At 73.5% G+C, this 25,293-nt stretch carries 16 protein-coding genes; 7 read left to right on the forward strand and 9 right to left on the reverse strand.

All coding sequences use genetic code 11. The features are described 5' to 3' along the window. Window positions 1-25: 25 nt before the first annotated feature. Both ilvD and WME85_RS33805 read left to right on the forward strand, forming a co-directional pair. On the forward strand, window positions 26-1,927 hold the full coding sequence (gene ilvD / locus WME85_RS33800; RefSeq protein ID WP_437827228.1) for a dihydroxy-acid dehydratase: 1,902 nt from the start codon (window positions 26-28) through the stop codon (window positions 1,925-1,927). 248 nt (window positions 1,928-2,175) lie between these two features. Continuing rightward, window positions 2,176-3,504 (forward strand): formylglycine-generating enzyme family protein, encoded by a 1,329-nt coding sequence (locus tag WME85_RS33805; RefSeq protein ID WP_437827229.1) that lies wholly within the window; start codon window positions 2,176-2,178, stop codon window positions 3,502-3,504. 73 nt (window positions 3,505-3,577) lie between these two features. On the opposite strand, the gene bluB is transcribed toward WME85_RS33805, so the two are convergent. Beyond that, window positions 3,578-4,246, reverse strand: a complete 669-nt coding sequence (gene bluB, locus WME85_RS33810) for a 5,6-dimethylbenzimidazole synthase (protein WP_437827230.1) — start codon at window positions 4,244-4,246, stop codon at window positions 3,578-3,580. 237 nt (window positions 4,247-4,483) lie between these two features. Here bluB and WME85_RS33815 point away from each other — a divergent pair, with 237 nt between their 5' ends. Both WME85_RS33815 and WME85_RS33820 read left to right on the forward strand, forming a co-directional pair. Further along, the gene (locus WME85_RS33815) at window positions 4,484-5,569 is read left to right on the forward strand and encodes an FAD-dependent oxidoreductase (RefSeq protein WP_437827231.1); all 1,086 of its coding nucleotides are present in this window, start codon (window positions 4,484-4,486) and stop codon (window positions 5,567-5,569) included. 726 nt (window positions 5,570-6,295) lie between these two features. Beyond that, the gene (locus tag WME85_RS33820) at window positions 6,296-7,192 is read left to right on the forward strand and encodes a fatty acid desaturase (RefSeq protein WP_437303181.1); all 897 of its coding nucleotides are present in this window, start codon (window positions 6,296-6,298) and stop codon (window positions 7,190-7,192) included. Between the two features lie 345 nt (window positions 7,193-7,537). Here WME85_RS33820 and WME85_RS33825 read toward each other — a convergent pair whose 3' ends face one another. The 5 genes from WME85_RS33825 to WME85_RS33845 all read right to left on the reverse strand — a co-directional run bounded on the left by WME85_RS33825 (window position 7,538) and on the right by WME85_RS33845 (window position 13,209). Then, window positions 7,538-9,112 carry a hypothetical protein gene (locus WME85_RS33825; protein WP_437827232.1) on the reverse strand — a complete coding sequence of 525 codons (1,575 nt, stop codon included), beginning with the start codon at window positions 9,110-9,112 and terminating at the stop codon, window positions 7,538-7,540. Between the two features lie 174 nt (window positions 9,113-9,286). Then, window positions 9,287-10,279 (reverse strand): flotillin-like protein FloA, encoded by a 993-nt coding sequence (gene floA / locus WME85_RS33830; protein WP_437827233.1) that lies wholly within the window; start codon window positions 10,277-10,279, stop codon window positions 9,287-9,289. A gap of 51 nt (window positions 10,280-10,330) precedes the next feature. Further along, the gene (locus WME85_RS33835; protein ID WP_437827234.1) at window positions 10,331-10,804 is read right to left on the reverse strand and encodes an NfeD family protein; all 474 of its coding nucleotides are present in this window, start codon (window positions 10,802-10,804) and stop codon (window positions 10,331-10,333) included. Then, window positions 10,801-12,342, reverse strand: coding sequence for an NfeD family protein (locus tag WME85_RS33840; RefSeq protein WP_437827235.1), 1,542 nt, complete (start codon window positions 12,340-12,342; stop codon window positions 10,801-10,803). The genes WME85_RS33835 and WME85_RS33840 overlap by 4 nt, the downstream gene beginning before the upstream one ends. 168 nt (window positions 12,343-12,510) lie before the next feature. Then, window positions 12,511-13,209 (reverse strand): alpha/beta fold hydrolase, encoded by a 699-nt coding sequence (locus WME85_RS33845; protein WP_437827236.1) that lies wholly within the window; start codon window positions 13,207-13,209, stop codon window positions 12,511-12,513. Between the two features lie 472 nt (window positions 13,210-13,681). Between WME85_RS33845 and WME85_RS33850 the strand changes: the two genes are divergently transcribed. Continuing rightward, window positions 13,682-15,853, forward strand: coding sequence for a hypothetical protein (locus WME85_RS33850; protein ID WP_437827237.1), 2,172 nt, complete (start codon window positions 13,682-13,684; stop codon window positions 15,851-15,853). A gap of 254 nt (window positions 15,854-16,107) precedes the next feature. After that, the gene (locus tag WME85_RS33855; protein WP_437827238.1) at window positions 16,108-18,165 is read left to right on the forward strand and encodes a thrombospondin type 3 repeat-containing protein; all 2,058 of its coding nucleotides are present in this window, start codon (window positions 16,108-16,110) and stop codon (window positions 18,163-18,165) included. A 53-nt stretch (window positions 18,166-18,218) separates the two neighbouring features. On the opposite strand, the gene WME85_RS33860 is transcribed toward WME85_RS33855, so the two are convergent. Continuing rightward, window positions 18,219-22,235: a serine/threonine-protein kinase gene (locus WME85_RS33860; protein WP_437827239.1), complete on the reverse strand. Its 4,017-nt coding sequence runs from the start codon at window positions 22,233-22,235 to the stop codon at window positions 18,219-18,221. Between the two features lie 8 nt (window positions 22,236-22,243). Further along, a complete protein-coding gene (locus WME85_RS33865; protein WP_437827240.1) occupies window positions 22,244-23,131 on the reverse strand; it encodes a hypothetical protein in 888 nt (295 codons plus the stop codon). Window positions 23,132-23,298: 167 nt separating this feature from the next. On the opposite strand from WME85_RS33865, the gene WME85_RS33870 reads away from it, so the two are divergent. After that, complete coding sequence (locus tag WME85_RS33870; protein WP_437827241.1) at window positions 23,299-24,678, forward strand: serine/threonine-protein kinase; 1,380 nt, start codon at window positions 23,299-23,301, stop codon at window positions 24,676-24,678. Between the two features lie 59 nt (window positions 24,679-24,737). On the opposite strand, the gene WME85_RS33875 is transcribed toward WME85_RS33870, so the two are convergent. Then, the gene (locus WME85_RS33875; RefSeq protein WP_437827242.1) at window positions 24,738-25,277 is read right to left on the reverse strand and encodes a carboxymuconolactone decarboxylase family protein; all 540 of its coding nucleotides are present in this window, start codon (window positions 25,275-25,277) and stop codon (window positions 24,738-24,740) included. Window positions 25,278-25,293 lie beyond the last annotated feature (16 nt).

A 25,293-nucleotide genomic window follows, 5' to 3' on the forward strand; every position in this document is an offset into this window, starting at 1 on the left:
GGCTGGAACGGAGTAGGTTCCGGGCATGGCCGGATACCGCAGTCGTACATCCACCCAGGGGCGCAACATGGCAGGGGCGCGCGCGCTGTGGCGCGCCACCGGCATGAAGGACGCGGACTTCGAGAAGCCGATCATCGCCATTGCCAACAGCTTCACGCAGTTCGTCCCGGGGCACGTCCACCTCCACGACGTCGGGCAGCGGGCGAAGAAGGTCATCGACGCCGCGGGCGGGTGGGGCGTCGAGTTCAACACCATCGCCATCGACGACGGGATCGCGATGGGCCACGCCGGCATGCTGTACTCGCTGCCGAGCCGGGAGCTCATCGCCGACAGCGTCGAGTACATGGTGAACGCGCACTGCGCCGACGCGCTCCTGTGCATCTCGAACTGCGACAAGATCACGCCGGGCATGCTGCTCGCGGCCATGCGGCTCAACATCCCGACCGTCTTCGTCTCCGGCGGTCCGATGGAGGCGGGCAAGATCGTCGGGACGCACGACCGCGACGGCAAGCCGCTCATCCGGAAGCTCGACCTCATCGACCCGATGATCGCCGCGAGCGACAGCAAGGTGACGGACGCGGATCTCGCCGCGATGGAGCGGTCCGCGTGCCCGACCTGCGGCTCGTGCTCTGGCATGTTCACGGCCAACAGCATGAACTGCCTCAACGAGGCGCTCGGGCTGGCCCTGCCCGGCAACGGGACGCTGCTCGCGACGCACGCGGCGCGCTGGGAGCTCTTCGAGGCGGCGGCGAAGCGCGTCGTCGCGCTCGCGCAGAGGCACTATGTCGAGGGGGACGACTCCGTGCTGCCGCGGAGCATCGCGACGTTCGAGGCGTTCGAGAACGCGATGGCGCTCGACATCGCGATGGGCGGCTCGACGAACACGGTGCTCCACCTCCTGGCGACCGCCCGCGAGGCGCAGGTCGACTTCAACATGTCGGACATCGATCGCATGTCGCGCAAGGTGCCCAACATCTGCAAGGTCGCCCCCTCGTCGCACTACCACGTCGAGGACGTGCACCGCGCGGGCGGCGTGCTGACGATCCTCGGGGAGCTCGACCGCGCGGGGCTCATCCACCGCGAGGCGGGCACGGTCCACGCGCGCACGCTGGGCGATGCGATCGACGAGAACGACATCCGCCGCCCCACGGCGACGGCCGCCGCGAAGAAGCGCGCGCTCGCCGCGCCGGGCGGCGTGCCGACCACGGTCGCGTTCTCGCAGGACAAGTACTTCGCGGACACCGACGACGACGCCGAGAAGGGCTGTATCCGCGACGTCGGCCACGCGCACAGCCGCGAGGGCGGCCTCGCCGTGCTCTACGGCAACATCGCTGCGGACGGCTGCATCGTGAAGACGGCGGGCGTCGACGAGTCGATCTGGAAGTTCGAGGGTCCCGCGCGGGTGTTCCACTCGCAGGAGGCGGCGTGCGACGCGATCTGGAACGACCAGGTCCGCGCGGGCGACGTTGTCGTCATCGTCTACGAGGGGCCGAAGGGCGGCCCTGGCATGCAGGAGATGCTCTATCCGACGTCGTTCCTGAAGGGGAAGGGCCTCGGCAAGGCGTGCGCGCTCGTCACCGACGGCCGGTTCAGCGGCGGGACCTCGGGCCTGAGCATCGGCCACGCCTCGCCCGAGGCGGCCGAGGGCGGGACCATCGGGCTCGTCGAGGAGGGCGACCGCATCCGGATCGACATCCCCGCCCGGACCATCGAGGTGGTCGTCAGCGACGCGGAGCTCGAGCGGCGCCGCCGCGCGGCCGAGGCGCGGGGCGCCGACGCGTTCAGGCCGAACCGCGACCGCAAGGTCTCCCCTGCCCTGCGCGCCTACGCGCTCATGGCCACGAGCGCCGCCAACGGCGCTGTCCGCGACGTCAATCAGATCGAGCCGAGCCGGCGCGCCGGGGACGGCGCCGCCCGGCGCTCGTAGCTGACGCGCGGAAACGCGGACGTTCGCTGATACCGAGTCATCGTCCCTTCATCGAGTCATCGTCCCTTCATCGAGTCATCGTCCCCTCTGAACGACAACACCGGAGCTCGCGATCCGGAGACGAGCGCGACGCCTCTGCCGCGGCGGCCGTCCTGGCCGCCGTGAGGCCCGCGCTCGTCGCCTCGACCCGGGCCGGTTCGTCGCCGGGCGCGGCGGCGCGACGCGCCCGGTGACGTATGATGAAGCACATGAGACAACTGGCGCTCCTCGTGTCCCTCTCGCTCGTTTCAGGTTGCAGCCCGAAGGTCCGCAGATTCCCCGATGACCAGGGCGCCGGGAGCGGCGGAAGCGGGTCCGGCGGCGGCAGCGGCAGCCAGACCAGCAGCCACACCGGCGGCAGCGTCACCAGCGGCAGCGTCACCAGCGGCAGCGGCGGCGGTGCCTGCGTCGACCCGGCAACGCAATGCCCGCCGCCGCAGAGCGCCTGCACCGAGGCGGTGTGCGTCGACGGCGCGTGCGCGGAGCGGCCGCGGCCGGCGCGGACGCCCTGCGGAGAGGACGGGGGCGCCGAGTGCGACGGATCGGGGTCCTGCGTGGCGTGCGACGGCAGGGTGGATTGCGGCATGTGCGCGGAGCCAGGTTGCCCGCACACGTGCGGCTCCGCGCCGGTGACGGACACGCCGCCGAGCTGCGCGGACCGCGGACCGGGCGCCGACGACAGCTGCGGTGACGGCGACGACGAGAGCTGCTGTGGCAGCACGATGGTCTCCTGCGGCACGTACCTGAGGAGCTATGACGGCGAGTCGAGCACGGACGACGCGTTCCCCGCCGCCGTCAGCGATTTCCGGCTTGACCGATACGAGATCACGGTGGGTCGATTCCGCGCCTTCGTGAACGCCGGGCAGGGCGTGCTGGCGAGCCCGCCCCCGATCGGGGTCGGCCGGCACCCGCACGTCGACGGCAGCGGGTGGGTCGCGGGGTGGAACCGGCAGCTCACGCCGGACACCGCGGCGCTGAGATCGGCGCTGAAGTGCAATGGCGACAACCTCTGGACATGGACCGACGAGCCCGGAGCGAACGAGGAGCTGCCGATCAACTGCATCACCTGGTTCGAGGCGTTCGCCTTCTGCGCGTGGGACGGCGGCCGGCTGCCCTCCGAGGCGGAGTGGAACTACGCGGCTGCCGGGGGCGACGAGCACCGGACGTTCCCGTGGGGAGACGACATCGACGCCTCTCGCGCCGCGTTCAACTGCACCGGCGATGGGAGCGCCGCGGGCAGCTGCGCGCTGAGCGACATCCTGCCGGTCGGATCGAAGCCGAGCGGCAACGGGCGGTGGGGTCACGCGGACCTGGCCGGAAACTTGTGGGAGTGGATGATGGACTGGTGGAGCGACGAGCTCTTCACGCCGTGCATCGACTGCGTGGAGCGCGCGGACGGTGAGCGCGACGCGCCGCGGGTGACCCGCGGCGGGAGCTACCGCGCGCCGGCGGCGGACGTGCGCGCGGCCAACCGCGACTACAGCGGGCCCACCGACCGCGTGAACAACATCGGAGCCCGGTGCGCGAGGGACCTGTAGGTCGGTTGAGCGACGCGAGCAGCGCGAGCAGCGCGCCACGGCCGCCGAGCGTGCGGCCGCGAGCGCGCCGCCGTCACGCGCCGCGGCCGCTCGCCGCGTCCTCGGGCCAGGCGTTCTCGGCGACGAGCTCCGACAGCGGGCGGCGCGCCGCCCAGCCGCACGCCTCGAGCATCGGCTGTTCGTAGAACTCCGCCACGTGACCGACGCACAGGAGGGCGAGCGGCCTGCTGCCCTTCGGCATGCCGAGCAGCGCGGCTAGGCCGTCCGGGTCGAACAGCGACACCCACCCCACGCCGAGCCCCTCCGCGCGCGCGGCGAGCCACAGGTTCTGGATGGCCGCGGCCACGGAGGCGACGTCCATCTCGGGCAGCGTGCGGCGGCCGAACACGTGCGCTTCCCGCCCTGCCATCAGGCCGACGACGAGCAGCTCGCCGCACTCCCGGATGCCCTCGACCTTGAGGCGCATGAACTCGTCCTCGCGCTCGCCGAGCGCGCGGGCCGTGGCCAGGCGCTCCGCCTCGACGAGCGCGTGGATCTCGCGCCGGAGCTCCGGCGCCGTGATCCGCACGAACCGCCACGGCTGCATCATGCCCACGCTCGGCGCGGCGTGGGCGGCAGCGAGCAGCCTGGCGAGCGTGCCGGGGTCCACCGGATCCGGCAGGAAGTGGCGCATGTCGCGCCGCTCGTGGATGGCGCGGTACACGGCGGCGATCTCCGGATCGTTGAAGCTGTAGCTCGACATGGTCCCTCGCTCGCGCGCCGCGGCGATCCCGGCGCGACGGACGCCGACTGCGTAGCACCGCCGGCGCCGCCGCGGCAGCGCGCGCGAGGCGCCACGCGGCCGCGGCCGCGCGGCGCCTCGCGACCGCGGCCGCGCGGCGCCGTCAGGGGCGCGGGCGCGCAGCCCGGAGCACGCGCGAGGCAGCTCGGGACAGCGCGGGATTGCGCGGAACGGACGTGGAACGGACGTGGAAAGGACGTGGAAAGGACGTGGAACGGATGCGGAACGGACAGCCTCGGCTCCGGTCTCCGCGCGCGGCGCGCGCTCTCGACGCAGGGGGACAGCGTGCTAGAGCGCGCGGTCGTGGAGCCCTCGGAACAGCAGGCCTCGGAGCGACGGATCACCGTCGTGGGCGCAGGGGTGATCGGGTTGACCACGGCGGTCGTGCTCCAGCGCGACGGTCACCGGGTGCAGGTGATCGCGGCGAAGCGCGGCGACCGCACGACCTCCGCGGTCGCCGCCGCGCTGTGGTTTCCTTTCCGGGCCGACCCGCCCGAGCGCGTCAACGCGTGGGCGCGGAGGAGCCTCGACGAGCTCACGCGCATCGCGCGGGAGCACCCGGAGGCGGGCGTCGATCTCCTGACCTGCCGCGAGGCGGCGGACGAGACGCAGCTGCCCTGGTGGGCCTCGAGCGTCCCGGACCTCTCGCTCGACCCTGGACCGCACCCGCTCGGCGCGCCGCACAGCTTCCGATTCACGGCGCCGCGCATCGAGCCTGCGTTGCACCTGCCCTGGCTGGAGTCGCAGCTCGAAGCGCCGGTGCGCGTGGAGCGCGTGCAATCGCTCGCCGCGGTCGAGGGCGACTGCGTCGTGAATTGCACGGGGCTCGGGGCGCGCGCGCTCACCGGCGACCCCGAGCTCCTCGCCCTCTATGGCCAGGTCGCGCTCACCGAGCCGGGCGAGATACACCCAGATGTCGCACTGGGTGATGAAAGGGACGAATCGGCGCTCTCGTATGTCATCCCGCGGCGCCATGAGATCGTGATTGGCGGCTGCGCCGTTCCGTCCCCTGACGACCGCTCGTTGACGCCTGATCCCGAGCTCACTGACGCGATGCTCCAGCGGGTGCGCGCGGCCGGGCTCAGACCGGGCCGCTTGCTCGCCGTGCGCGCTGGACTGCGGCCGTATCGCACCACCGTGCGGCTCGAGCGCGAAGGCCGCGTGATCCACAATTACGGCCACGGTGGCGCGGGGTACACGCTGGCGTGGGGCTGCGCCGACGAGGTGAGGTCGATGCTGCGGCACGTCGACGCGGTCGACGCATCGGCGCGCTGCCGCGGTTAGGTGATCACCCGAAGCACTGTTTTGACGCCCCCGCGAGCGCGGCGCCACACCTCAGGACCGGCGCTCCGCGGCAGCGATGCCGCCGCGCGGTCGCGCGGCCCACTTGAGTGTGCGAACAAGCGTGCGCGCGTGGCGGAGCGAGGCCCGAGTGAGACACCGCGAGCCACGCAAGCCAGGCAAACTGAAGAGGCCGCTCCTGGAATCCAGCTAACCGGAAGCGCAACGCATTGCACCGAAAGCTCGTTGTACTCCGGTTGCGAGGCTGCTAGATTGGATTCGTGCTCGTCTGCGAGCAACTCCCGCCTTCTCTCGCAGTGGAACCGCCCACAGCGCTCCCCTGTTCGTTCGAGGGAATGGCCGTGGAGGACCTCGCTCTGGAGATCGCTGGCCGCTGACGACCTCTCGGTGCGATCCCTGGAGCGCGGTCCCGAGGTGGTCGAACGTTCGCTCGCGCAGGGTCCGGCGTGCAGCGTCCGCTGTCACAAAAGTGAAGAACCGAAGCTTCCCCCGGGAGTCTTGAACGCCATGAACAACGACGAGAATCGACTCAGTCGTCCATCGGGGCGGCCGGCGGCCTGGAGTGTCACGAGGAACAACGACGAGGTTCGCTCCAGCCGTCCTTCGGGGCGGCCGTCGGGGCGACCTTCGGGGCGGCCGTCTGGACGGCCGTCGGGTAGACCGTCCGGGCGGCCGGCGGTCTGGAGCGTCCTGCCGCTGGCCAGCGGCTTGCTGCAGACACGGCCGATCGAGTGGCCGACGCTGGTGCTCTTCGCGGGGTCGTACGCGCTCTGGGCGGCGGCCGTCACCGCGGGGGTCATGGGCTGGGTGTCGACCGTGCCGGCTGTGCTCGCCGCGGCGGTGGCGGCGTATGCGGTCTTCACGCCGATGCACGAGGCCGCGCACCGGTCGCTGGCGCGCTCCGCGCTGCTGAACGGCGTGGTCGGGCGGCTGGCCGGGCTGCTGCTCATGGCGCCGTTCCTGGCCGTGCGCCACTTTCACATCGAGCATCACAAGCACACGAACGAGGCGGATCGCGACCCCGACCACTGGAGCGGTCGCGGCCCGTGGTACCTGCTCCCGCTCCGGTGGGCGACACAGGATCTCCACTATTACTATCTATTTCTGCGCTCCTACGGCGCGCAGAAGCGCAGCGAGCGGATCGAGACGGTCGCGACGCTCGCGGCCATGCTCTCGCTCGTCGCGCTCGCCTTCGGGCTCGGGTTTGGCGAGCGCGTGGTCCTCTACTGGATCGTTCCGGCGCGGCTGGCGATCTTCTTCCTCGCGTTCGCCTTCGACTACCTGCCTCACTACCCGCACGGGATCACGGCCGCGCAGGACCGGTATCGCGCGACGCGGGCGGTGGACAGCGCGCTCTTCAACGTGCTGCTCTTCGGTCAGACCTACCACCTGATCCACCACCTCTACCCGGCCGTGCCGTTCTTCCGGTACCGGACGGTGTGGAAGCACCAGCGCGAGGAGCTCCTCCGGCTCCGGTCGGATAGCGTCGCCCCGCCCCGCGCGCCCTTGCCCTCGCTCGCCGTGGGCAGCCTCGCCCCGCCGCGTACGCCCACGATCCACGCCGCCCACCCCGCGCAGTCGGCCGCCGAGCTCGACGCGATCTGATCCCGACCAGCGCGGCGCGGCGCTCCTCGTCGAGGGCGCCTTCGCCGCGCTGCGAGGCGCCCGCGTCAGCGCGAGCGACGCCTCGCGCAACGTGTCCCCCCCTCGACGGATGACGCCGTTCCCACCCGACTCTGGCCCTCGCGCCTCAGCGCGGCTCTCGACGGAGTCCGCGCAGCGCGCCGGATGAGCCCAGGAGAAAAAACCGCCATGACGCCAGGGACACCAGGAAAGACGAGAGTTTTCTTCTCCTGGCGTCCTTGGCACCTTGGCGGTTCAACTGCTCTCCATCCGAACACCGCTTGGCGGCTCAAAGCCTTCTCGCCCGAGCATCGTTTTACAGGCGTGTTACAGGCGCGCGCGCCGGCGGGCGCGGAGCGCTCTCGGTGGCAACAGGATCTCCCGGAAGAGCAGCGCCTCCATGACGGCGCGGCGGTCCAGCGCGACGCTGGGCGCGCCCGCGGCCGGCGCGAACGCGTCGGGGCGGCGCTCGCCTGTGCCGATCGCCGGGATCGCCGCGCGCGCCAGGGTCAGGATCATGAACGCCTGCCCGGGCGCCTGGTGCGCCGCCAGCACCGCGCCCGCCAGGAGCGCGCGCGCGTCGCGGATCGCGGGGACGCGGCCGGCGAGCAGCGCGTCGCGCGCGCGCAGCGCCTCCTGGTGCTCGTGCGGGCCATAATCGAGGCCGCTGATGTCCTGCAGGCCGAACCCCGACAGCGCCAGCAGCGGACCGGCGTAGAGGCGCTCCACGATCGACGCGGCCAGCTCGGCGAAGGGCGGCAGCGGGAACGGGAGCCACGCGCCCCGCACCGGCCAGATCAGGTGATCGAGGCTCACCCCGGCGTGGCGGCGCGCCCACGCGTCCCTCAGCGCGCGCGCGGGCTCGTTGAGCCCGGCCCGCTCGAGGACCATGCACCCGATGAGCACGCGCAGGTGCGGCGGCGGGTGCACGTCGTAGCGCCTGGCGTCCCTCTGGACCGCGAGCGACGCGTACGGCACGCCGTCCTGGAAGAACAGCTCGCTCATCGTGATCACGTAGGCCGGGCCGAACATCATCGTGCCGAAGACGTCGCAGAAGATCTCCTCGAACCACGCGCCGAACACCGGCTTGAGCTCCGGCGCAGCCGCGCCTTCGTCGTCCAGGTCGAGCGCGCGCGGCCGCGCGCCCGCGTCCGGCAGGCCGAGCTCGCGGCGCAGCGCGGGCTCGAGGCCGTCGATCGAGGCGAGGAAGTCGTGGCCGATCTCGTGCGCGAGCGCCGGCCAGCGCAGCGGGGTGGCGAAGAAGTCGGCGGGGAGGAAGATGGGCGCGATCGACGTCGGGATGAAGCCCGTCCAGATGGCGAGATCGAAGCTCGTGAGCTGCGTCGCCGGGAACCCGCTCCGGAGCGGCAGCCCCTCCGCCCGCGCGAACGCGATGACCGGGGCGTAGCAGGCGTCCGCGAGGGCGTCGGCGTCGCCGAGCGCGGGCAGGAGCGACGGGTCGCGGCGCTGCCGCGCGAGCACCGCGATCTCGCCCAGCACGAGCTCGATGCCGTCCGCCGCGGCCTCCGCCGCGCGCGCCCCGAGCCCCGCGTCGACGGCCGCGCGCGCCCGCGCGATCTCCTGCGGCACGAACCGGGTGAGCGCGTCCGCGAAGCGCCGGTTCGCCCGCTCGTGGCGCGCCGCCTCGCCCAGCGCGGCGGCGCTCCGATCGAGCTCGTCGAGCCGCAGGAGCGCCGCCCGCTGCCGGGCCGCGTCGGGCGCGCGCGGGGCGCCGAAGGGCACCGCCGGCCGCGGCGCGGCGGTCCGCGGCGCGCGGCGCGGTGACGCGATCGCGGGCGGCGCCGCGCGCGCGTCGCTCCTGCTCGCGAGCTTGATCGCGACCTGGACGATCAGCCACGCCGCCGCGAGGGCGACGCCGAGGTATCCTTGGAGGTCATCCATGGCGCTCGTCCGGCGTCCTCAGGGGGCGGCTCGGCGCACGCGCGGCGCGCGGCGGCGATCGGCGAGAGCGCCCGCGGCGGTCCGAGCACCTCCGCCAGCACGAAGCGCTGCACGATCGCCTCGCGGCGGCCGAGCCACGCCCAGCGCGGGCCCGCGGCGTCGCGCGGCGGCACCTCACGACTCCCCGGCGGGGTCGGGCTTGCCCCCCGTGGTGCCGGCGATGCCCTGACGCATCTCGGTGTCGGCGATGACGTTGCGCATGTTGTAGTAGTCCATCACGCCGAGCTTGCCCGTGCGGAGCGCCTCGGCGACCGCGAGCGGGATCATCGACTCGGCCTCGACGAGCTTCGCGCGCATCTCCTGCGTCTTCGCCTTCATCTCCTGCTCCTGCGCGACGGCGAGCGCGCGGCGCGACTCCGCCTTGGCCTGCGCCACCTGCTTGTCGGCCTCGGCCTGCTCCGTCTGGAGCTTCGCGCCGATGTTGGAGCCGACGTCGACGTCGGCGATGTCGATCGAGAGGATCTCGAACGCCGTCCCCGCGTCGAGGCCCTTCTTGAGGACGTTCTTCGAGATCGTGTCGGGGTTCTCGAGGACGTGCTTGTAGTCGTCGGCCGAGCCGATGGTCGAGACGACGCCCTCGCCGACGCGGGCGAGCACCGTCTGCTCGCCCGCGCCGCCGACGAGGCGCTCGATGTTGGCGCGCACCGTCACGCGCGCGATCGCGAGGAGCTGGATGCCGTCCTTGGCCACCGCCGAGACCTTCGGGGTCTCGATGACGCGCGGGTTCACCGACATCGCCACCGCCTCCAGCACGTTGCGGCCGGCGAGGTCGATCGCGGCCGCGCGCGAGAAGTCGAGCTCCATCCCCGCCTTGCCCGCCGAGATGAGCGCGTTGACGACGGCCTCGACCCGGCCGCGGGCGAGGTAGTGCGCCTCGAGCATGTCGACCGACACCCCCTCGAGGCCCGCCTTCACGGCGCTGATCCGCGCGTTGACGATCTGGTCGGGCGGCACCCGGCGCAGGCGCATCGCGATGAGCGTGAGCATCGAGACCCCGGCGCCCGACGCCTGCGCGGCGACCCACAGCCGGAGCGGCACCATGTACAGCGTCGCGATGATGGCGACGAGCACGAGCCCGCCGATCACGATGACCGAGATGATCTCCATATCCCCTCTCCACCCGTCCCTGTCCGTGAAGGGCCGCGTCTCGCGCGCTCCCTAGGGCTTGCGCGGCTCGACGACGACCCGGTTCCCCTCCACGCTCGACACGCGCACGGGCGTGCCGGCCTCCACGTAGAGGCCGTCGGTCACGACATCGACCGCGCGATCGTCGATCTCCACCGTGCCGGCGGGGCGGAGCGGCGTGAGCGCCCTGCCCTCCTTGCCGGCCAGCGCGGCGAGCCGCGCGTCAGGGCCGCGCCCGCTCCGCTGGGTCTCGCGCAGCACCATCTTCTGCCCCGCCCGGGTCCCCGCGAACGCCCAGAACAGGAGCCCCGCCGCGCAGACGCCCGCGCCGAGGGCGAGCAGGCCGTGCGCCGCCCCGAGGGTCGCCCACGCGACCGCGACCGCGCCGACGACGGCCGCGCCGCCGAGCAGCCCGACGAGGCCGACGCCGGGGATGACGAACACCTCGATCGCGAGCAGCACGAGGCCCACCACGAGCAGCAGGACGACGAGCAGCGCCGGGGTCACGCGCCGCGCTCCTCGTCGCCCGCGCCGCCCGCGCCGTCCGCGCTGGCCGGGATCGCCCTCACGACGAGCCGGCCGGCCTCCGCGCGGAGCACCCGGACGCGGGCGCCCGCCTCGACGTACCCGAACGCCGAGAGCGCCTCCACGCGGCGGCCGTCGAGCTCGACCTTGCCCGACGGGCGCAGATCGGTGGCGGCCGTGCCGACCCGGCCCTCGGACGGCGCGAGCGCCGCCGCGCGCTCGGGAGGTCCGCCGGCGACGGCGCGGATCGCCGCGTCGAGGACGAGCCGCCGCCCGAGCCGCGTCCTCGGCGCGACGCGGGCGGCGGCGACGGCGAGGAGCGCCGTCGCCGCGAAGGAGGCGCTCGCCGTGGCCAGGGCGCGCGGCAGCCAGCCGGCGTGCCAGGCGATCTCGAGCGGCACGCGCTCGAGGTCGAGGAGCGAGAGGACGAGGGCGATCGCCACGCACGCCGCGCCCGCGATGCCGGGCACGATGTGGCCCGGGGCGAGGACCTCCACCGCGATGAGGATCACGCCGGCGGCGAAGAGCGCGATCTCCTCCCAGCCCGCGAGCTTCACGACGTGGTGCCCGAAGAAGAAGAGCGCGAGGCACGAGAGCCCGACGGCGAGCGAGACGCCGTGGCCTGGCGCGTAGAGCTCGAGGAGGATGCCGAGCATCCCGAGGGTCATGAGGAGCCCGGAGAGCGTCGGATCGGAGAGGAAGCGCGCGAGCTCCTCGGCCGAGCTGAGGCGCGGGCGCGCGATCTCGGCGGGCGCCGGGCGGCCCAGGGCGCCGAAGAGCTCCGCCTCGGTGCCGGCCTGCACCTCGGCGACGCCCCACGCGAGCGCCTGCGCGCCGTCGAGCGTGAGCAGCTTGCCCTTCTCGTCGAGCCCGGGGACCTCCGCGTCGGCGTCGACCATCGCCTCGGCGATGTCGCCGCGCCGCCCCTTCGCCTCGGCGGTCGCGCGCATCTCCTTGCGCATGTACGAGACGACCTTCTCGGCGACGGGCTTCATCTCGCCGCCCTCGCCGACCTGCACCGGCGTCGCCGCCCCGAGCGTCGCGCCGGGGGCGACCGCGATGACGTCGCAGGCGAGCGAGATGAGCGCGCCCGCCGAGATCGCGCGCGGGTTGACCCAGCACACCGTGCGGGCGCGGGCCCGGAGCAGCGCGTCCCGGATCGCGAGCGCCGCGTCGACGCGCCCGCCGAGCGTGCTGATGTCGAGCACCAGGAGGTCGCCGTCACCCTGAGCGGCGATGACGCGCTCCAGGAAGGGCGAGAGGCCGAGGTCGATCGCGCCGGCGATCGCGACCACGGTGACCTTCCCCGCGGCGGGGATCGGCGGCAGCGGCCGCGGGCCCGGCGGCGCGGGGGCGCTGGCCGCGGCGCCTGCGCTGCTCGCGCCGCTCGCGAGAGCCGCGGGCGCCGCCTCGCCGCGCGCGGGGCGGCACACGGCCATCGCCGCCAGCAGCGCGAGGAGCGGCATCGCGAGCCGCGCCCGCCGCGCGGCCTGTTCCAGCAGGCGCCACCAACCAGTCAAGCCCCACTCCCTGGCGCGTCGTCGGCCCACGCCGCGCGCCGCGCTCCCGAGGTTCACGCCGAAACCGCCGCGACGAGCCGAGCGTAGCGCACGCCGGCGGTCCACGATACCCCCATCGGGGCCTCGCGCTTGGCCGAGCGGCGCCTGTGCCTGCCCAGCCGCCGGTGCTCAGCCGCTGCGCTCCATGAACGTCGCCACGACGTCCGCGAACTCCGCTGGTCGCTCCACGATCCAGTCGTGGCTCCCCTTCGGCGAGATAGCGAGGGTCGAGCCCGGGATCAGGCGCTGAAGGCCGAGGGCCGAGCCGAGCGGCACCGTGTGATCGCGCGCGCCCCACGCCAGCAGCGTCCGCACGCGCACGCGCTGGGCGTGGCCGCTCAGCTCCGCCGTCGCGGCGAGCCGCACGAAGCTCAGCGCGCTGCGCGTGTGGAAGAGCAGGTTATAGAGGAGCGCGGGCGGAGCGCGCACGGAGAACCGCGGCTCGAGCGACCCGTCGGCCATGCGCCCGAGGAGCAGCGCCAGGACGGAGCCCGGCGGGTTGACGCCGACGGCATCGGCGAGCACGAGCCCCGCCAGCCGCGCGGGGTACAGGGCGCCGGCGACGAGCGCCACGGCGCCAGACATCGAGTGACCGATCAGCGTGACCCCCTCGAGCTGCAAGACCTGCATCACCTCGTCGACGCAGCGCGCGTACTGCTCCAGCGTCCACGGCGCGCGGAGGCGCGAGCCGCGGCCCGAGCCGGGCAGCTCCGCGACGAGCACCCGGGCCCGCCGCGCCATCGCCTCGACCGTGGGCCGGTAGGTCATGCCGCTGAGCAGCATGCTGGGCAGAAGCACGACCGGCGCCCCGGTGCCCGTCTCGGTCACATAAACGACCTCGCCTCCGGCCCGGATCTCCCGCCCACGGCCTTCCTCCCGCGCCGCTCGTCTCACCGCAGCCCTCGCGGAGGTGGGCAGGCTCTTCTCGCTTCGACCCGGCCGCGGGACAGACAGGCCGGCGGCGAAGGACGCGCGTCCAGCGCCGGTTTCCACCAATCCATGTCGTCGATGGCGCCTCTGCATGAGCGCCAGGCCGATGCCGGGCGTGTGCCAGGGGCGCGGCGCCGCAGCGGGGCGGTGGCGCGGATGTCGTCGATGGCGTGGATGGCGTGGATGGCGTGGAGCGCGGGGCGCCGCGCGAAACTCTGGAAGTGTGTTGAGCCCGTCCTGCGCCGCGCTAAGCTCCTCGAACAGCAGCGATCTCCAGGCTCATGGGGAGCCAGCAGGCGTGTCGTCAAGGGCCGAGAGCCCCGCGCCGCCTGCTCGGATAACCAGCTCTTCTGGAATGAACAGAGGCGAAATGTCGAGGTTCCGCTCCACGTCCGGAGATCGGAAGACAGCTGAGCTCAAGGTCTCGGCGCTCTCGATCTCCGCTGCGCTGTCCGTCCTCTCCCAGGGTGCATGGGGGACGGACGCGCCGCCGGCGGCCGAGGTCCAGTGGGCTTATGCGCTCATCGCCGCGCTCGGGTATCTGCCCACCGCGATCGAGGTCGCCGCCGCCACGCTGCGGCGGACCGGGATGTCGGCCGAAGCGTACGTGCGGAAAAATGCAATGTACCTGGATCCGGAGGGTCCCGAGGACGAGATCGTGGGCGTCGTCTTCGGCGACGCGCTGGAGTCGCTCGGGGAGGATGCGCGCGCCGTGGTCCACGCGCTCGCCGCGCTGCCGACCCCGGGCGTTCCCCTGGAGGTGGTCGCCGCCGCGGCGGGCAAGCCTGCGCCCTCGGCGGCGCGGCCGCTGCAGCTGCTCGTGCACGGCCGGCTGGTCTCGTTCGACCAGGGCTCGCAGACTTACCGGCTGGCGCCGCTCATGCGCGCGGTGGCCCTCAAGGACGTCGCTGGCGACGCGGAGCGCCTGGCCGCGCTGCAGCGCGGCGCCGTGGACGCGATGCAGGCGCTCCTCTTCTGGACGGCCGCGGTCGAGGGGCGGCCGGAGGCGGCGATGTGCCGGCGCGTCGCCGGCGATCTCATGGCCGCCCTCGACACGGCCCCGTTCCGGGAGGGCGGGCGCGGCGTCGACGTGCTGGCGCGGGTGCTCGTCGACGCCTGCACGGTGCTGGACCTCGGGCTCCCGGCCGAGGTCCAGCAGCGCCTGCTCGACGAGGCGGCGCGCCTCGCCGGAGAGGCGCTGCCCGAGCTGCGCGCACGCGCGCTCGCGGCGCTCGAGGGCGCGCGGCGGGCGGAGCTCGCGGGCAAGCGGCGGGGCACCTTCGGTACGCTCCGGGCCACGCCGGCCGCCCGCGACCGCGGCCGCCCGGGTCACCGCGACGTCCTCCGCAAGGCCGTGCGCGCCAGCGCCCAGCGCGCGGCGGCGCGGATCTCCTCGCTGCCCGAGGACGACCGCATCCGCAGCGCGAAGGAGCTGCTCGCGCGCGGCGGGCTGCGGGCCCGCGAGGGCGCGCTCGAGGCCGCCGCGGCGGACTACGACGAGGCGCTCGCCGCGCTCGAGGCGGCCGGCGAGGGGCGGGGCCAGGCGACCGCGCTCCTGCTCCGCGGCGATCTGCGCCGGCGGCTGGGGGATCCCGCGGCCGCCTCGCGCGATCACGAGCGGGCGCTGCCGCTCTTCAGGGAGGCGGCCGACCGGGCCGGAGAGGCGATGGGGCTGCTCGCGCGCGGCAACCTCCGGCTCGATCAGGGCGACGCGCAGGGCGCGGCGGCCGACTACGGCTGCGCGCTCACGCTGCTGAGGGCCTGCCGCGACCGGCTGGGCGAGGCCAACGTGCTGAAGGCGCGCGGCGATCTGTTCTTCAGGGAGGGCGACCTCACGGGCGCGGCGCGCGACTATGACCGGGCGCTCTACATCCTCGAGGGCGTGGAGGAGCGCGTGCTCAGCCAGCTCCGCTCGCCGCCGAGCAGCGCCGACGAGCGCCGCGGGGCTGGCGCCCGCGCCCCGCGCGACGTCCTCCCGCGGCCCGAGATCCTCCGGGCGCTCGGGTACGAGCAGACGCACGCGCGCACGTGGCAGGCCCGCGGCGACCTGCGCCTGCGAGAGGGGCAGACAGCGCTCGCGGCGCGCGACTACGGCAATGCGATCCTCCTGTACCGGGAGAGCGGGGACCGCCGCGGAGAGGCCGCCGCGCTCAAGGCCCGCGGCGATCTGCGCCGCCAGCGGGGCGCGCTCCCGGGCGCGCAGCGCGACTACGAGGATGCGCTGCACCTCTTCGAGGCGCTCGGCGACGGCGCCGGTCAGGCTGCCGTGCTCCACGCGCGCGCCGACCTGCGCTGCGAGCAGGGCGACACCGCTGGCGCGGCGCTCGACTACACCACGGCACATGCGCTCTTTGACGCATCGCACGCATCGCACGCATCGCACGCATCGCACGCATCGCACGCATCGCACGCATCGCACGCATCGCACGCGTCGCACGCGTCGCGCGATCCTGCTGGCCAGGCGGGCGCGAGGGGTGGTGCCGCGGGCGTCTCCCATCGCGAGGACCCGCCTCGGCCCGTCCCGGCGGCTGTCCCGCGGTGACGGCGAGGCTCGGCCCGGGCCCGCCGAGCTGCCGGCGCCCGAGCCACGATCCCGCGATATCGATGCCTCCGTCGCCCCACCTCCGTCGCTCCAGCAGACGGCCGAACGTCGGATTCAGCGCTCATCGATGGATGACGCATGAGAGGGTGCCACACGAGCGCTGGCGCTATTCCTGCTTTGTGACTTCGTTGTTCGTCCGTCCTGCGCTAGGGTTCACTCGTCCGGATACTCGCCCCGGCACCGAGGTGGCCCCTGTGCGACGACACCGTTCATTCGTCGGCATCAACTTCGCTTTGCTCTTGCTCCTGCCGAGGGTCGTGCTCGCCTCGCCGACGGTGACCGGCTCCGCGCGGGAGCTCGGAGCGTGGGACGTGCGCCTGGGCGCCCCCCTCCGCGACGATGGTGTCGCCCCGGACGCGGAGGCCGGGGACGGCGTCTTCACGGCGACCGTCTCGTTCGCGGGGCAGGGCGAGATCGAGTACAAGGTCTCGCGGAACGGGGAGGATCTCGGCGATGGCGGTGCGGGTGCGGCCACCGGGGACAACCTGCGCTTCACCCTGGCCGGCGGGACAGCGCCCTACGATGTCACCTTTTATTACGACACGCGCGACCTGACCGCACAGGGGTTCTTGCCAGCTACCGAGTCGGCCTCGGACTCGCGCAGCGCCTCGCTCGCCGCGGACGGCGCGCCGCAGGTGTGGGTCGCCGTCGGAGACTGGCAGCGCTCCGTGGGCGATACGGACTGGAACTCGTCCTCGACGCTGACGGTCGCGCGCGACGACGGCCTCCTCGGCGATCGTGTCGCGGGCGATCATGTCCACACGTACCGCTTCGTGGCCCGGGCGCCGCTCTCCGGCGCGCTCTTCAAGTTCGCGGCGCAGGGCCCCTGGACCACGAGGCTCGGCGCGAACGGCTGGAGCTACGCCCCGAAGGACTCCTCGAGCGCCGCGTTCAGCGCCGCGGCGGGGCAGGTCGTCACGCTGGAGCTCGACGCGCTCCACGGCCGGATGCGCGCCCAGGTGTCGAGCCCCGCGAAGCTCCTCCTCACGGAGCTCCGCGTCCACCCCGCGGCCGCGGAGTTCGTGGAGATCTATAACCCGGGCAGCGCGCCGGTGGACCTGTCCGACTATTACCTCGCCGATTACCGCTTCTACTACGAGCTCGTGACGACGAGCGCGACGCTCCCGAACACGAACGACTTCCTGGTGCGCTTCCCGGCCGGGGCCGAGATCGGGCCCGGCGAGATCCAGACTGTGTCGCTCGGAGGGGCCGAGTGCTACCGCATGGGGTGCGGCGAGACGAGGGCGTTCGAGGGCTGGGGCTCGCCCCCTACCTACGAGATCTACAGCGCAGGCACCTTCGGCGCGGGGGAGAGCAGGTCGGCCGCCGCGGTGCCTGACATGCGGCTGCCGCTCCCTGGATCGGTGGGAGAGACGCGCGGGCTGACGAACGATCATGAGTGTCTCGTCCTTTTTTACTGGGACGCCGTGAGCGATCTCGTGAAGGACGTCGATTACGTCTTCTATGGCACGACGGGCCTGAACGCCCCTGTCGACAAGACCGGTAAATCGCTCGACGGACCGGACCCTGGGGCCGGGCGGAGCTCCTACCTGGACGACGCGGGGGATGACGTCGCGCTGCACGCGCCGCTGTCCGCCTCCGGCGGGAGCTGCCGGCAGGACTTCACCGAGGGCGCCCAGGCGGCGAGCGGGGGAAACGGGGTGACCGGCGCGGTCGAGACCAGCGAGCCCTTGTCGTCGACCTGGGCCGCGTGCGAGGTCCAGACGCCCGGCGCCATCGATTTCGACGGCGATGGCGTGCTCCTGGGCGACAACTGTCCCTGGGCGCCGAACCCTGATCAGGCGGACGCGAACGCGAACGGCGTCGGCGACGCCTGCGATCGCGACGACGACGGGGACGGTGTCTCCAACGAGGCGGACAACTGCCCCCGGGCGGCCAATCCGGGACAGGGAGACACGGACGGCGACGGCGCGGGAGACGACTGCGACGCGGACGACGACAACGATTTCATCAGCGACATGAATGACGACTGCCCGACCGAGGCCGGCGCGGTCGCGAACCGGGGTTGTCCGGGCGGAGAAGGCGGCGGCGGTGCGGCGGTGTCGAGCGTGGTGAGCTCGTCGAGCCAGGCCTCGTCGTCGTCGTCGGGCGGCGGTGGCGGGCTCACCGGCGGCGATGACGGCTGCGACTGTCGCGCCGCGGGCATCCCTCCGGTGCGCGGCGCCCTGGCCCCATGGCTCGCGCTCCTCGCCGGCGCGCTGTTCTTGGCGCGCGGCCGGCGGCCCGCGTGAGCCGCGGCCATCTCACGTTGAGAGATCTCCGGCAGGATTTCTGACGCGCGAAACTAGCTCCCTCGCTGCCGCTCGAGCCGCTCTCTCATCACATTCGGAATCCTCCCGGCTGCCTCGATCGCCCGCTCGAGCACCGCCTTCGCCTCCGCGTGGCGGCCGCGCCGCGAGCACGCTCGCGCCCGCGCCTCGATGACCTCGATCTGCTCCTGCCCCACGAAGAAGCGGGCCGACCGCTCCTCGAGCTCGTCCCACGCCTCGTCGGTCGCGTCCCGCGTCGCCAGGTCGATCATCGACCACTGCACCTCTTCCGCGGGCGCCATCTCCGTGCCCTCGCGCCCCTCCGCGGCCGCCTTCACCTGCTGAGCCCGGATCCCCTCGATGATCTCCCGCGCCTTGCCCTCTTCGCCCTTGTACAGGAGCAGCCGCGCCAGGAGGAGCTGCACCACCGGCCGCGCCTCCTCCCCCCGCTGCTGGCGCTCGAGCGCGACCGCCCGCTCCACGTGCGGCATCGCCATCTCCAGATTGCCCATCAGGTAGAGGTACTCGCCCAGGTTGAACTCCCCGACGAGCTCCATCGTCCCGAGGCCCAGCTCGCGCGCGATGGCCAGGACGCGGCACAGATCCAGGATCATCCCCTCGTTGTCCCCGAGGCACGCGCGCAGGAGCGCGCGGTTGCTGATCGCGGGGCCGAGGTGCAGGAGGTCGCCGCGCGACTCGCACATCCGGATCGTCCGATCCAGCACAGCACCCGCCTCTTCGAGCTTGCCCAGCCCTGGATAGATAAACCCCAGAAAGAGGAGCGACGCCACGAGCGTCTCGTAGCCCTCGTCGCCCAGCGCCTCGGCTTGCGCCGCCGCGAGCTCGAGCTTCGGCGCCGCCTCCTTCTCGCGGCTCTCGCGGGCGAGCGAGCGCGCGAGACCCATCGAGAGGCGCGCCGAGAGCGCGGGCGGCAGCTCTCCGGGCGCGAGCGCCCTCGCCTGCTCCACCCGCTCCTTCGACCGGCCGTAGTCGTCCATCCAGTCGAGCGCCGTGGCCTCGTCGAGCAGGAGGTCGATCTGCTCGATCGCGTCGCCCTCCTCCACCGCCATCGCGCGCGCGCGGGCCAGGTCGCCGAGCGCGTCGTGGTAGCGCCCCAGCCGGTAGCGCATCAGCCCCCGGCCCCGGTACGCCGCCCTCCGCCGCGCGCCGCGCTCCTCGACGGGCTGCGCCAGCGCGCGGCTGTAGTAGAGCTCCGCCTCGACGTAGGCGTGCCGCGCCGCCGCCCGCTCTGCGAGCTCCAGGTAGGCCTCCTCCGCGATCGTCGCGAGCCCCGCCTCGGCCGCGTGGAACGCGATCTTGAACCGCCGCTGCTCCTGGCCCTCGTGGGCCGCCGCGCGGTGGTGCTCGTACGCGGCCAGGTGGATCCGCCGCCGCTCCGCCTCGGCGCACCCGTGCGCGATCGCCTCCCGCACGAGCGCGTGACGGAAGGCGAACCTGCCCTTCCGGCCGGCCACCAGCACCCCCGCCTCGACCAGCCGCTCGGTCCCGACGCGCGCGTCGAGCGGGAAGGCCGCGCCCTCGCCGCGCTGGTCGAGGTGGTGCAGCACGCCGGCGACCTCGTCGAGCGACACCTCCGCGCCGAGCAGCGAGACGAGCCGCGCGTGCGCCCCGAGCGCCGGCCCGAGCGCCGCGATCTCGGCCTGCGCCAGCGGATCGATGAGCGGCAGCACGGGCAAGCGATCGAGCTCATCGGTCGCCAGGTACCACGCGTCGCCCCGCGGGTGCCGCCGCAGGATCCCCTCGCGCTTGAGCCCGTGCACGAGCTCGACGAGCAGGAACGGCACCCGCTGCGAGCGCTCGAGCAGGCGATCGATCGCCGGCTCGGGCACGTCGCGCGCGGGCCGGAGCAGCCGCCGGCACAGCGCCCGCGCGCTCTCCGGGTCGAGCGGGCCGAGCCGCACGGTCTCGCGCCGCGCCGCCCGCTCGCCCCAGGACGGGTGCGCCTCCGCGAACGCCGGGCGCCCCATCGCGCAGATCCACAGCGGCGCGGCGCCGTCCGCGAGCGCCGCGTACTCGAGCGCCGCGAGCGTCACGTCGTGCGCGAACTGCGCGTCGTCGAGGATGATGATCACCGGCGCGACGGCCGCGCGCCGGCGCAGGCACTCCCCCGTCGCCCGCACGCGCGCCGAGCGCAGCGCGCCGGGCGCGGCCTTGAGCGCCTCGATCTCGGGGAACACCTCGCCGCCCGTCCGCTCGTCCACCCAGCCGAGCGCCATCGCCAGCCCCGAGCCGAGCTCCTCGCCGAGCGTGGGCCCGAGCCGCTCGGCGAGCGCCGCGCGGACCCCGCTCTGCGGGGGCGCGTCGGGCACGTCGAGCGCCTCGCGCACGAGCTCCTGGAGCGTCGCGTCCGGGGCGCCGCTCGTCGGCTCCTGCCCGCGCAGATCGATGAGCTGCGCGTGCGGCAGGCGCGCCCGGAGCTGCTCGCCGAGCTCGGCGAAGAGGCGTGTCTTGCCGTAGCCGGGCTCCCCGATCACGGACACGACCGTGGGCAGCCGGAGGCGGAGCGCCTCCTCCGCGCTGCGCAGCAGGGGCTCGACGACGTCGCCGCGACCGATGAACGCGCCGGGATCCGTCGCGTCGCGCGCCGAGCCGACGGAGCCGAGCGTCGGCTCGTGCGAGGGCTCGCCCCCCGCCGCGGCGGACGCCTCGGGGAGCGCGGCCGCGGCCGCGGGCGTGAGGAACGGCCCCGGCGGGCCAGACGCCGCCGGCCACCGCTCGGCGCGCGAGAAGAGCGGGCTCAGGAAGCGCGTCGCCCCGCCCGGCCGGACCTGGACCGACACGGGCGCGAGATCGATGAGGACCCGCTCGCACAGCCCCCCGCGCAGGAGCTCGTCGGCCGCGCGCTGCGCGTGGCGCACGGGGTTCGCCGCGCCCTCGTGGCCGAAGACCGCCGCGTAGCGCGAGCCGGAGGCGTGCGCGAGCTCGCCGCCGAGCGCCCGGATCCGGCGCTGCACGGCCACCCGGTCGTCCGCGCCCTCGAAGAACAGGAGCCCCACCGCGCGGCGCGGGGCGCCGCTCCCGGCCCGCGGCGCGTCGCGCTCGCTCGAAGCGAGCTCGTCCCCGAGCGCGCGCTCCAGCGCGGAGCGGAGCTCGGTCGCGCTGCCGAACCGCTCGTTCCGGTCCTTCGCCAGGCACCGGTGCACCACCTCCTCGATCGCCCGCGGCACGGCGACGCGGGCCGCGAGGCGCGGGGGCCTGCGGCTCCTGTGGTCCTCCAGCACCGCCGCGCGCGGCCCCCAGAACGGCGGCCGGCCCGCGAAGAGCTCGTACAGGATCACGCCCATCGCGTAGATGTCGGCGCGCGCGTCGAGCTCCGCGCGCCCGGCGGACTGCTCCGGGGCCATGTACTCCGCCGTCCCGAGCGCCAGGTCGTCGTCCTGCACGCCGCCGCGCCGCCCCACGACCCGGGCGATGCCGAGGTCGATGAGCGTCGCCTTCCCCGCGCCGTCGACGAAGATGTTCTCGGGCTTGAGGTCGCAGTGAACGTAGCCGCGCGCGTGGACGCCCTCGAGGGACGCGAGCGTCGCGAGGCCGAGCCGGGCGGCCTCCTCCGCGCGCGGCGCGGGACGGCGGGCGAGGCGGGCGGCGAGCGTCGGCGCGGCGACGCGCTCGAGCACGGCGTACGGCGAGCCGTCGTCGAGCGTGCCCCACGCGTGCACGGCCGGCACGTGGGGCGAGCCCACGGCCAGCAGCGCCTCGACCTCGCGCCGGAGGCGCCCGCCTGCGCCGAGGCGCTCGGCGCGCGCGAGCTTGATGGCCACCGTCGCGCCGCCGCCCTCCGGCTCGGCCTCGAACACGGTGCCGAACCCCCCCTGCCCCAGCATCCTGAGGGTCCGGTAGCCGGGGAAGTAAGGCAGCGCGACGGGGACGACCTCGGTGATGTCCGGCACCGTCACGTCGAACGGCAGCGGTAGATCGTGCGCCGGGCACTCGGGGCACGCGCCCTGGTTCCGCCGCCCGCACGACGGGCAGCGCCGGCCTTCGAGGGGCGCGCCGCCCTGCCCCTCACCTCGCAGCGCGTCCGGGCGCACGCCCATCCCTAGGGCGGCAGGAACGACGTGACCACCATGTCCGTGCGCGCTGAGCCCGGGATCGCGGGGTTGTCGAGGCATTGGGAGTAGTACCCACCGTCGGCGTTCACGACGCTGCAGACCGTATCGCACGACCCGGCGATCGCGATAGGGCCACACGCCTGGGTGGTGGTGGCCCCGGACCCGGGGTCTACGTTCAGGTGACCGGCCGCACAGTCACGCTTGAGCGCCCGCGCGCGGTTCACGCCGGCGGGCGAGTAGCAGGCGCGCATGTAGGGCGTCGAGCTGAACAGGTTCCCCCAGAACGCGCCCTCCCTCACCGTGTAGCTGGAGCGCTCCGTGGCGGCCGAGGCCATGAACGGCTGATTGGAGCGCAGCGAGATCAGCACCGAGACGCCGTACCAGTTCGTCCTCGCGGCGAGGCACGCCGACATATGCCGCTGGTAGAAGGGATCGTTGAGCGGGCCGTACACCCACCAGTCCGCGATCGCGAGGTCGCCGTGGTACGTCTCCGGGTGGACGGCGCCGCTCGAGTCGGTCCACGAGAACGAGAACGACTGGTTCGGCCTCAGCGCGCAGCTGACGACGTACCGCAAGAGCTCCCTTGACAGGTTGCCGTTCGTTCCCGGATCCTGGAGGGCCCCGCGCGCGCTCCAGCTGAGGGAGGCCCAGGTGAGCGCGGTCGGGCTGAGCGCACCGGGGGTGAGCGCGGTCGAGGTCGAGTTGAGGGAATTCTTGTGGAGCGCATTGGGGAGAATGCTGTTGCTGCTGATGACAGCCCCCTCGGCCTCCCCGATTGGTTCCTCGAACTCGTCGTCGAGCTCAGCTCCGATGCAGGCGGTAGTAACCAGAGGTATTGCGAGGAGCGCAACAGTCCGCGTACAGCAAAGGAACATCGTGGTTCCCCCTTTCAGCGACGGGTCCGGCGTTTCAGTGTCGAGTGTCGGCCAAGTTTAAGTTACCATTTCGAAACGCTCCTGAGTATACCGGTTCATCGAATATCTTGCTCGGGTGGGCAGCGGCGCGCGCGGCGGCCCCGTGACGCGCTGCACGGTGAGGCGAGATGACGAAAGAGGACGAGACGAGGCCGTTTTCGGAGTTCGAGAGGGCCACCGCGCGCGGCGAGCTGGCGCCGGGCACCGTGGCCGGCGACTACATCCTCGAGGGATTCATCGCCCGCGGCGGCTGCGGGGTCGTCTATGCAGCGAGGCACGCCCGTTCAGGGAGGCCCGCAGCGGTCAAGGTGCTGAGCGAGGCGGTAGCCCACTCTCGCCGAGTGGTCGAGCGGTTCGCGCGCGAGGTCGAGGCGCTCCAGCTCATCTCCCATCCCAACATCGTAGAAATCTACGAAGTGGGTGAGCTCAATGACAACCAGCCCTTCTACGCGATGGAGCGCCTCGAGGGACAGACGCTCGACGCGCTGATCAAGGCTCAGACGCGGCTCACGCCCCGGGAGGCGCTCGATCTATTCGAGCCCATCTGCGCGGCGCTCGGGGCCGCGCACGCCGCCGGGATCATCCACCGCGACGTCAAGGCCAGCAACATCTTCATCTGCTCCGGGAAGCCGCGCACCGTGAAGCTGCTCGATTTCGGGATCGCGAAAATGATGGGGCCGGAGGAGGGCTCGACCTGGCTGACCACCGCCGGAAGAATGCCCGGGACACCCTCAATCATGGCGCCGGAGCAGATCCTGGGCGGCCCGATCGATGCGCGGGTGGATGTCTATGCGCTCGGCGTGCTGCTCCACCGTATGCTCGTTGGGAGATTACCATTCCATACACACGATATGGATGAGATGGTCCGGAAGCACCTCGAGGAGCCGCCGATGCCCCCGAGCCTGCGGGTCCCGCTCCCTCTCGAGCTCGACGCAGTGGTGCTGCGCTGCATGGAGAAGCGGCGCGAGCGGCGGTTCAGCTCGGTGGAGGAGCTGGTGCGGGCGCTCCGGGAGGCGATCGGCGAGCCCGCGTCGGGCGCGCACAGCGGGCCCGACCCGACGCTGCCGGCGGTGGCGGTATACCTGGAGGTCAGGACGCGCGGCGGCTCCGACGATCTCGACGAGGCGCTCGCGGCCGATATCGGGCAGGTGCTCGATATGGCCGAGTCGCAGCTCGCGCGCGCGGGGTTCATCCTGGCCTCGACGACAGGCAACGAGGTGCTCGGCGTGCGCCTTTTGCCAGCAGGGACGGTCGAGCAGCAAAGCGAGCGGCGCGCGGCGCTCGATTTCGCGGGGGCGCTGCACGAGGAGCTGGCCCGGCGCGACGGGGCGGACGCGCGCGTGCACGTCAATGTGTGCGTGCACGTGGACGAGGTGCAGGCGCGCCCGGGGCCGCAGCCCGAGATCACCGGCGGCCCGCTGATGTGCGCGGGGCTGTGGGCGCCGGCAGACGAGGCGCAGGGCGTCTTCGCGACGCCGAGCGCGACCGAGGGCCTCGCGGAGCACTGAACGCCGCGCTGCCCGCGGGGAGGCGCGCCGGGGCGGCGGGGGCCCGCGAGCCCGGCGCGTCAGCGGAGCGCGTGGGTGCGGGTCATCCGGTTCGCGAACGTCGACAGGGTGAAGGTGCCGACGCCGACGATCACCTCGAGCGCCTGCTCGGCGGTGAAGCCCGCCCCGATGAACGCGTCGAGATCCGCGTCCGACACCTGACCCCGCTCCCGCAGCGTCGCCTCGGTGAACGCCGCGAGCGCCTGGAGGCGCGCGTCGGGCACCGGCGTCCGCTCGAACAGGGCCGCGGCCACCGCCGGCGGAGCCCCCGCGCGGAGCAGCAGCCCGCGGTGCATCGTCCGGCAGAGATCGCACCCGTTCTCGGTCGCGACGACCATCACCACGACCTCGCGCTCGACCGGCGAGAGCGTCGCCTCCTCGAAGAGGGCGAGGAGATCGTCGAAGGCGCGGACCAGGAGCGGCGAGGTCGCGAAGCGCGCCACGGGCAGCGGCAGGAAGCCGAACTTCCGCGCGGTCCGCTCCAGCGCAGGGCGGACCGCCGCGGGCGCGGAGCCGGTCGTATGGGCGGGGAAATGAGGGGAAGCGGCGGGCTGGCTCATGCGGGTCTCTCCTTGA

The sequence above is a fragment of the Sorangium sp. So ce1153 genome (genome assembly GCF_051521595.1).
Taxonomy (GTDB): domain Bacteria; phylum Myxococcota_A; class Polyangia; order Polyangiales; family Polyangiaceae; genus Sorangium.

Excerpts from the sequence above, each read along its gene's own strand:
- WME85_RS33825 (WP_437827232.1), bottom strand. The coding sequence starts at position 9,112 with ATGGATGACCTCCAAGGATACCTCGGCGTCGCCCTCGCGGCGGCGTGG.
- WME85_RS33865 (WP_437827240.1), bottom strand. The coding sequence starts at position 23,131 with ATGTTCCTTTGCTGTACGCGGACTGTTGCGCTCCTCGCAATACCTCTG.
- WME85_RS33805 (WP_437827229.1), top strand. The coding sequence starts at position 2,176 with ATGAGACAACTGGCGCTCCTCGTGTCCCTCTCGCTCGTTTCAGGTTGC.
- WME85_RS33870 (WP_437827241.1), top strand. The coding sequence starts at position 23,299 with ATGACGAAAGAGGACGAGACGAGGCCGTTTTCGGAGTTCGAGAGGGCC.
- WME85_RS33875 (WP_437827242.1), bottom strand. The coding sequence starts at position 25,277 with ATGAGCCAGCCCGCCGCTTCCCCTCATTTCCCCGCCCATACGACCGGC.
- bluB (WP_437827230.1), bottom strand. The coding sequence starts at position 4,246 with ATGTCGAGCTACAGCTTCAACGATCCGGAGATCGCCGCCGTGTACCGC.
- floA (WP_437827233.1), bottom strand. The coding sequence starts at position 10,279 with ATGGAGATCATCTCGGTCATCGTGATCGGCGGGCTCGTGCTCGTCGCC.
- ilvD (WP_437827228.1), top strand. The coding sequence starts at position 26 with ATGGCCGGATACCGCAGTCGTACATCCACCCAGGGGCGCAACATGGCA.
- WME85_RS33850 (WP_437827237.1), top strand. The coding sequence starts at position 13,682 with ATGTCGAGGTTCCGCTCCACGTCCGGAGATCGGAAGACAGCTGAGCTC.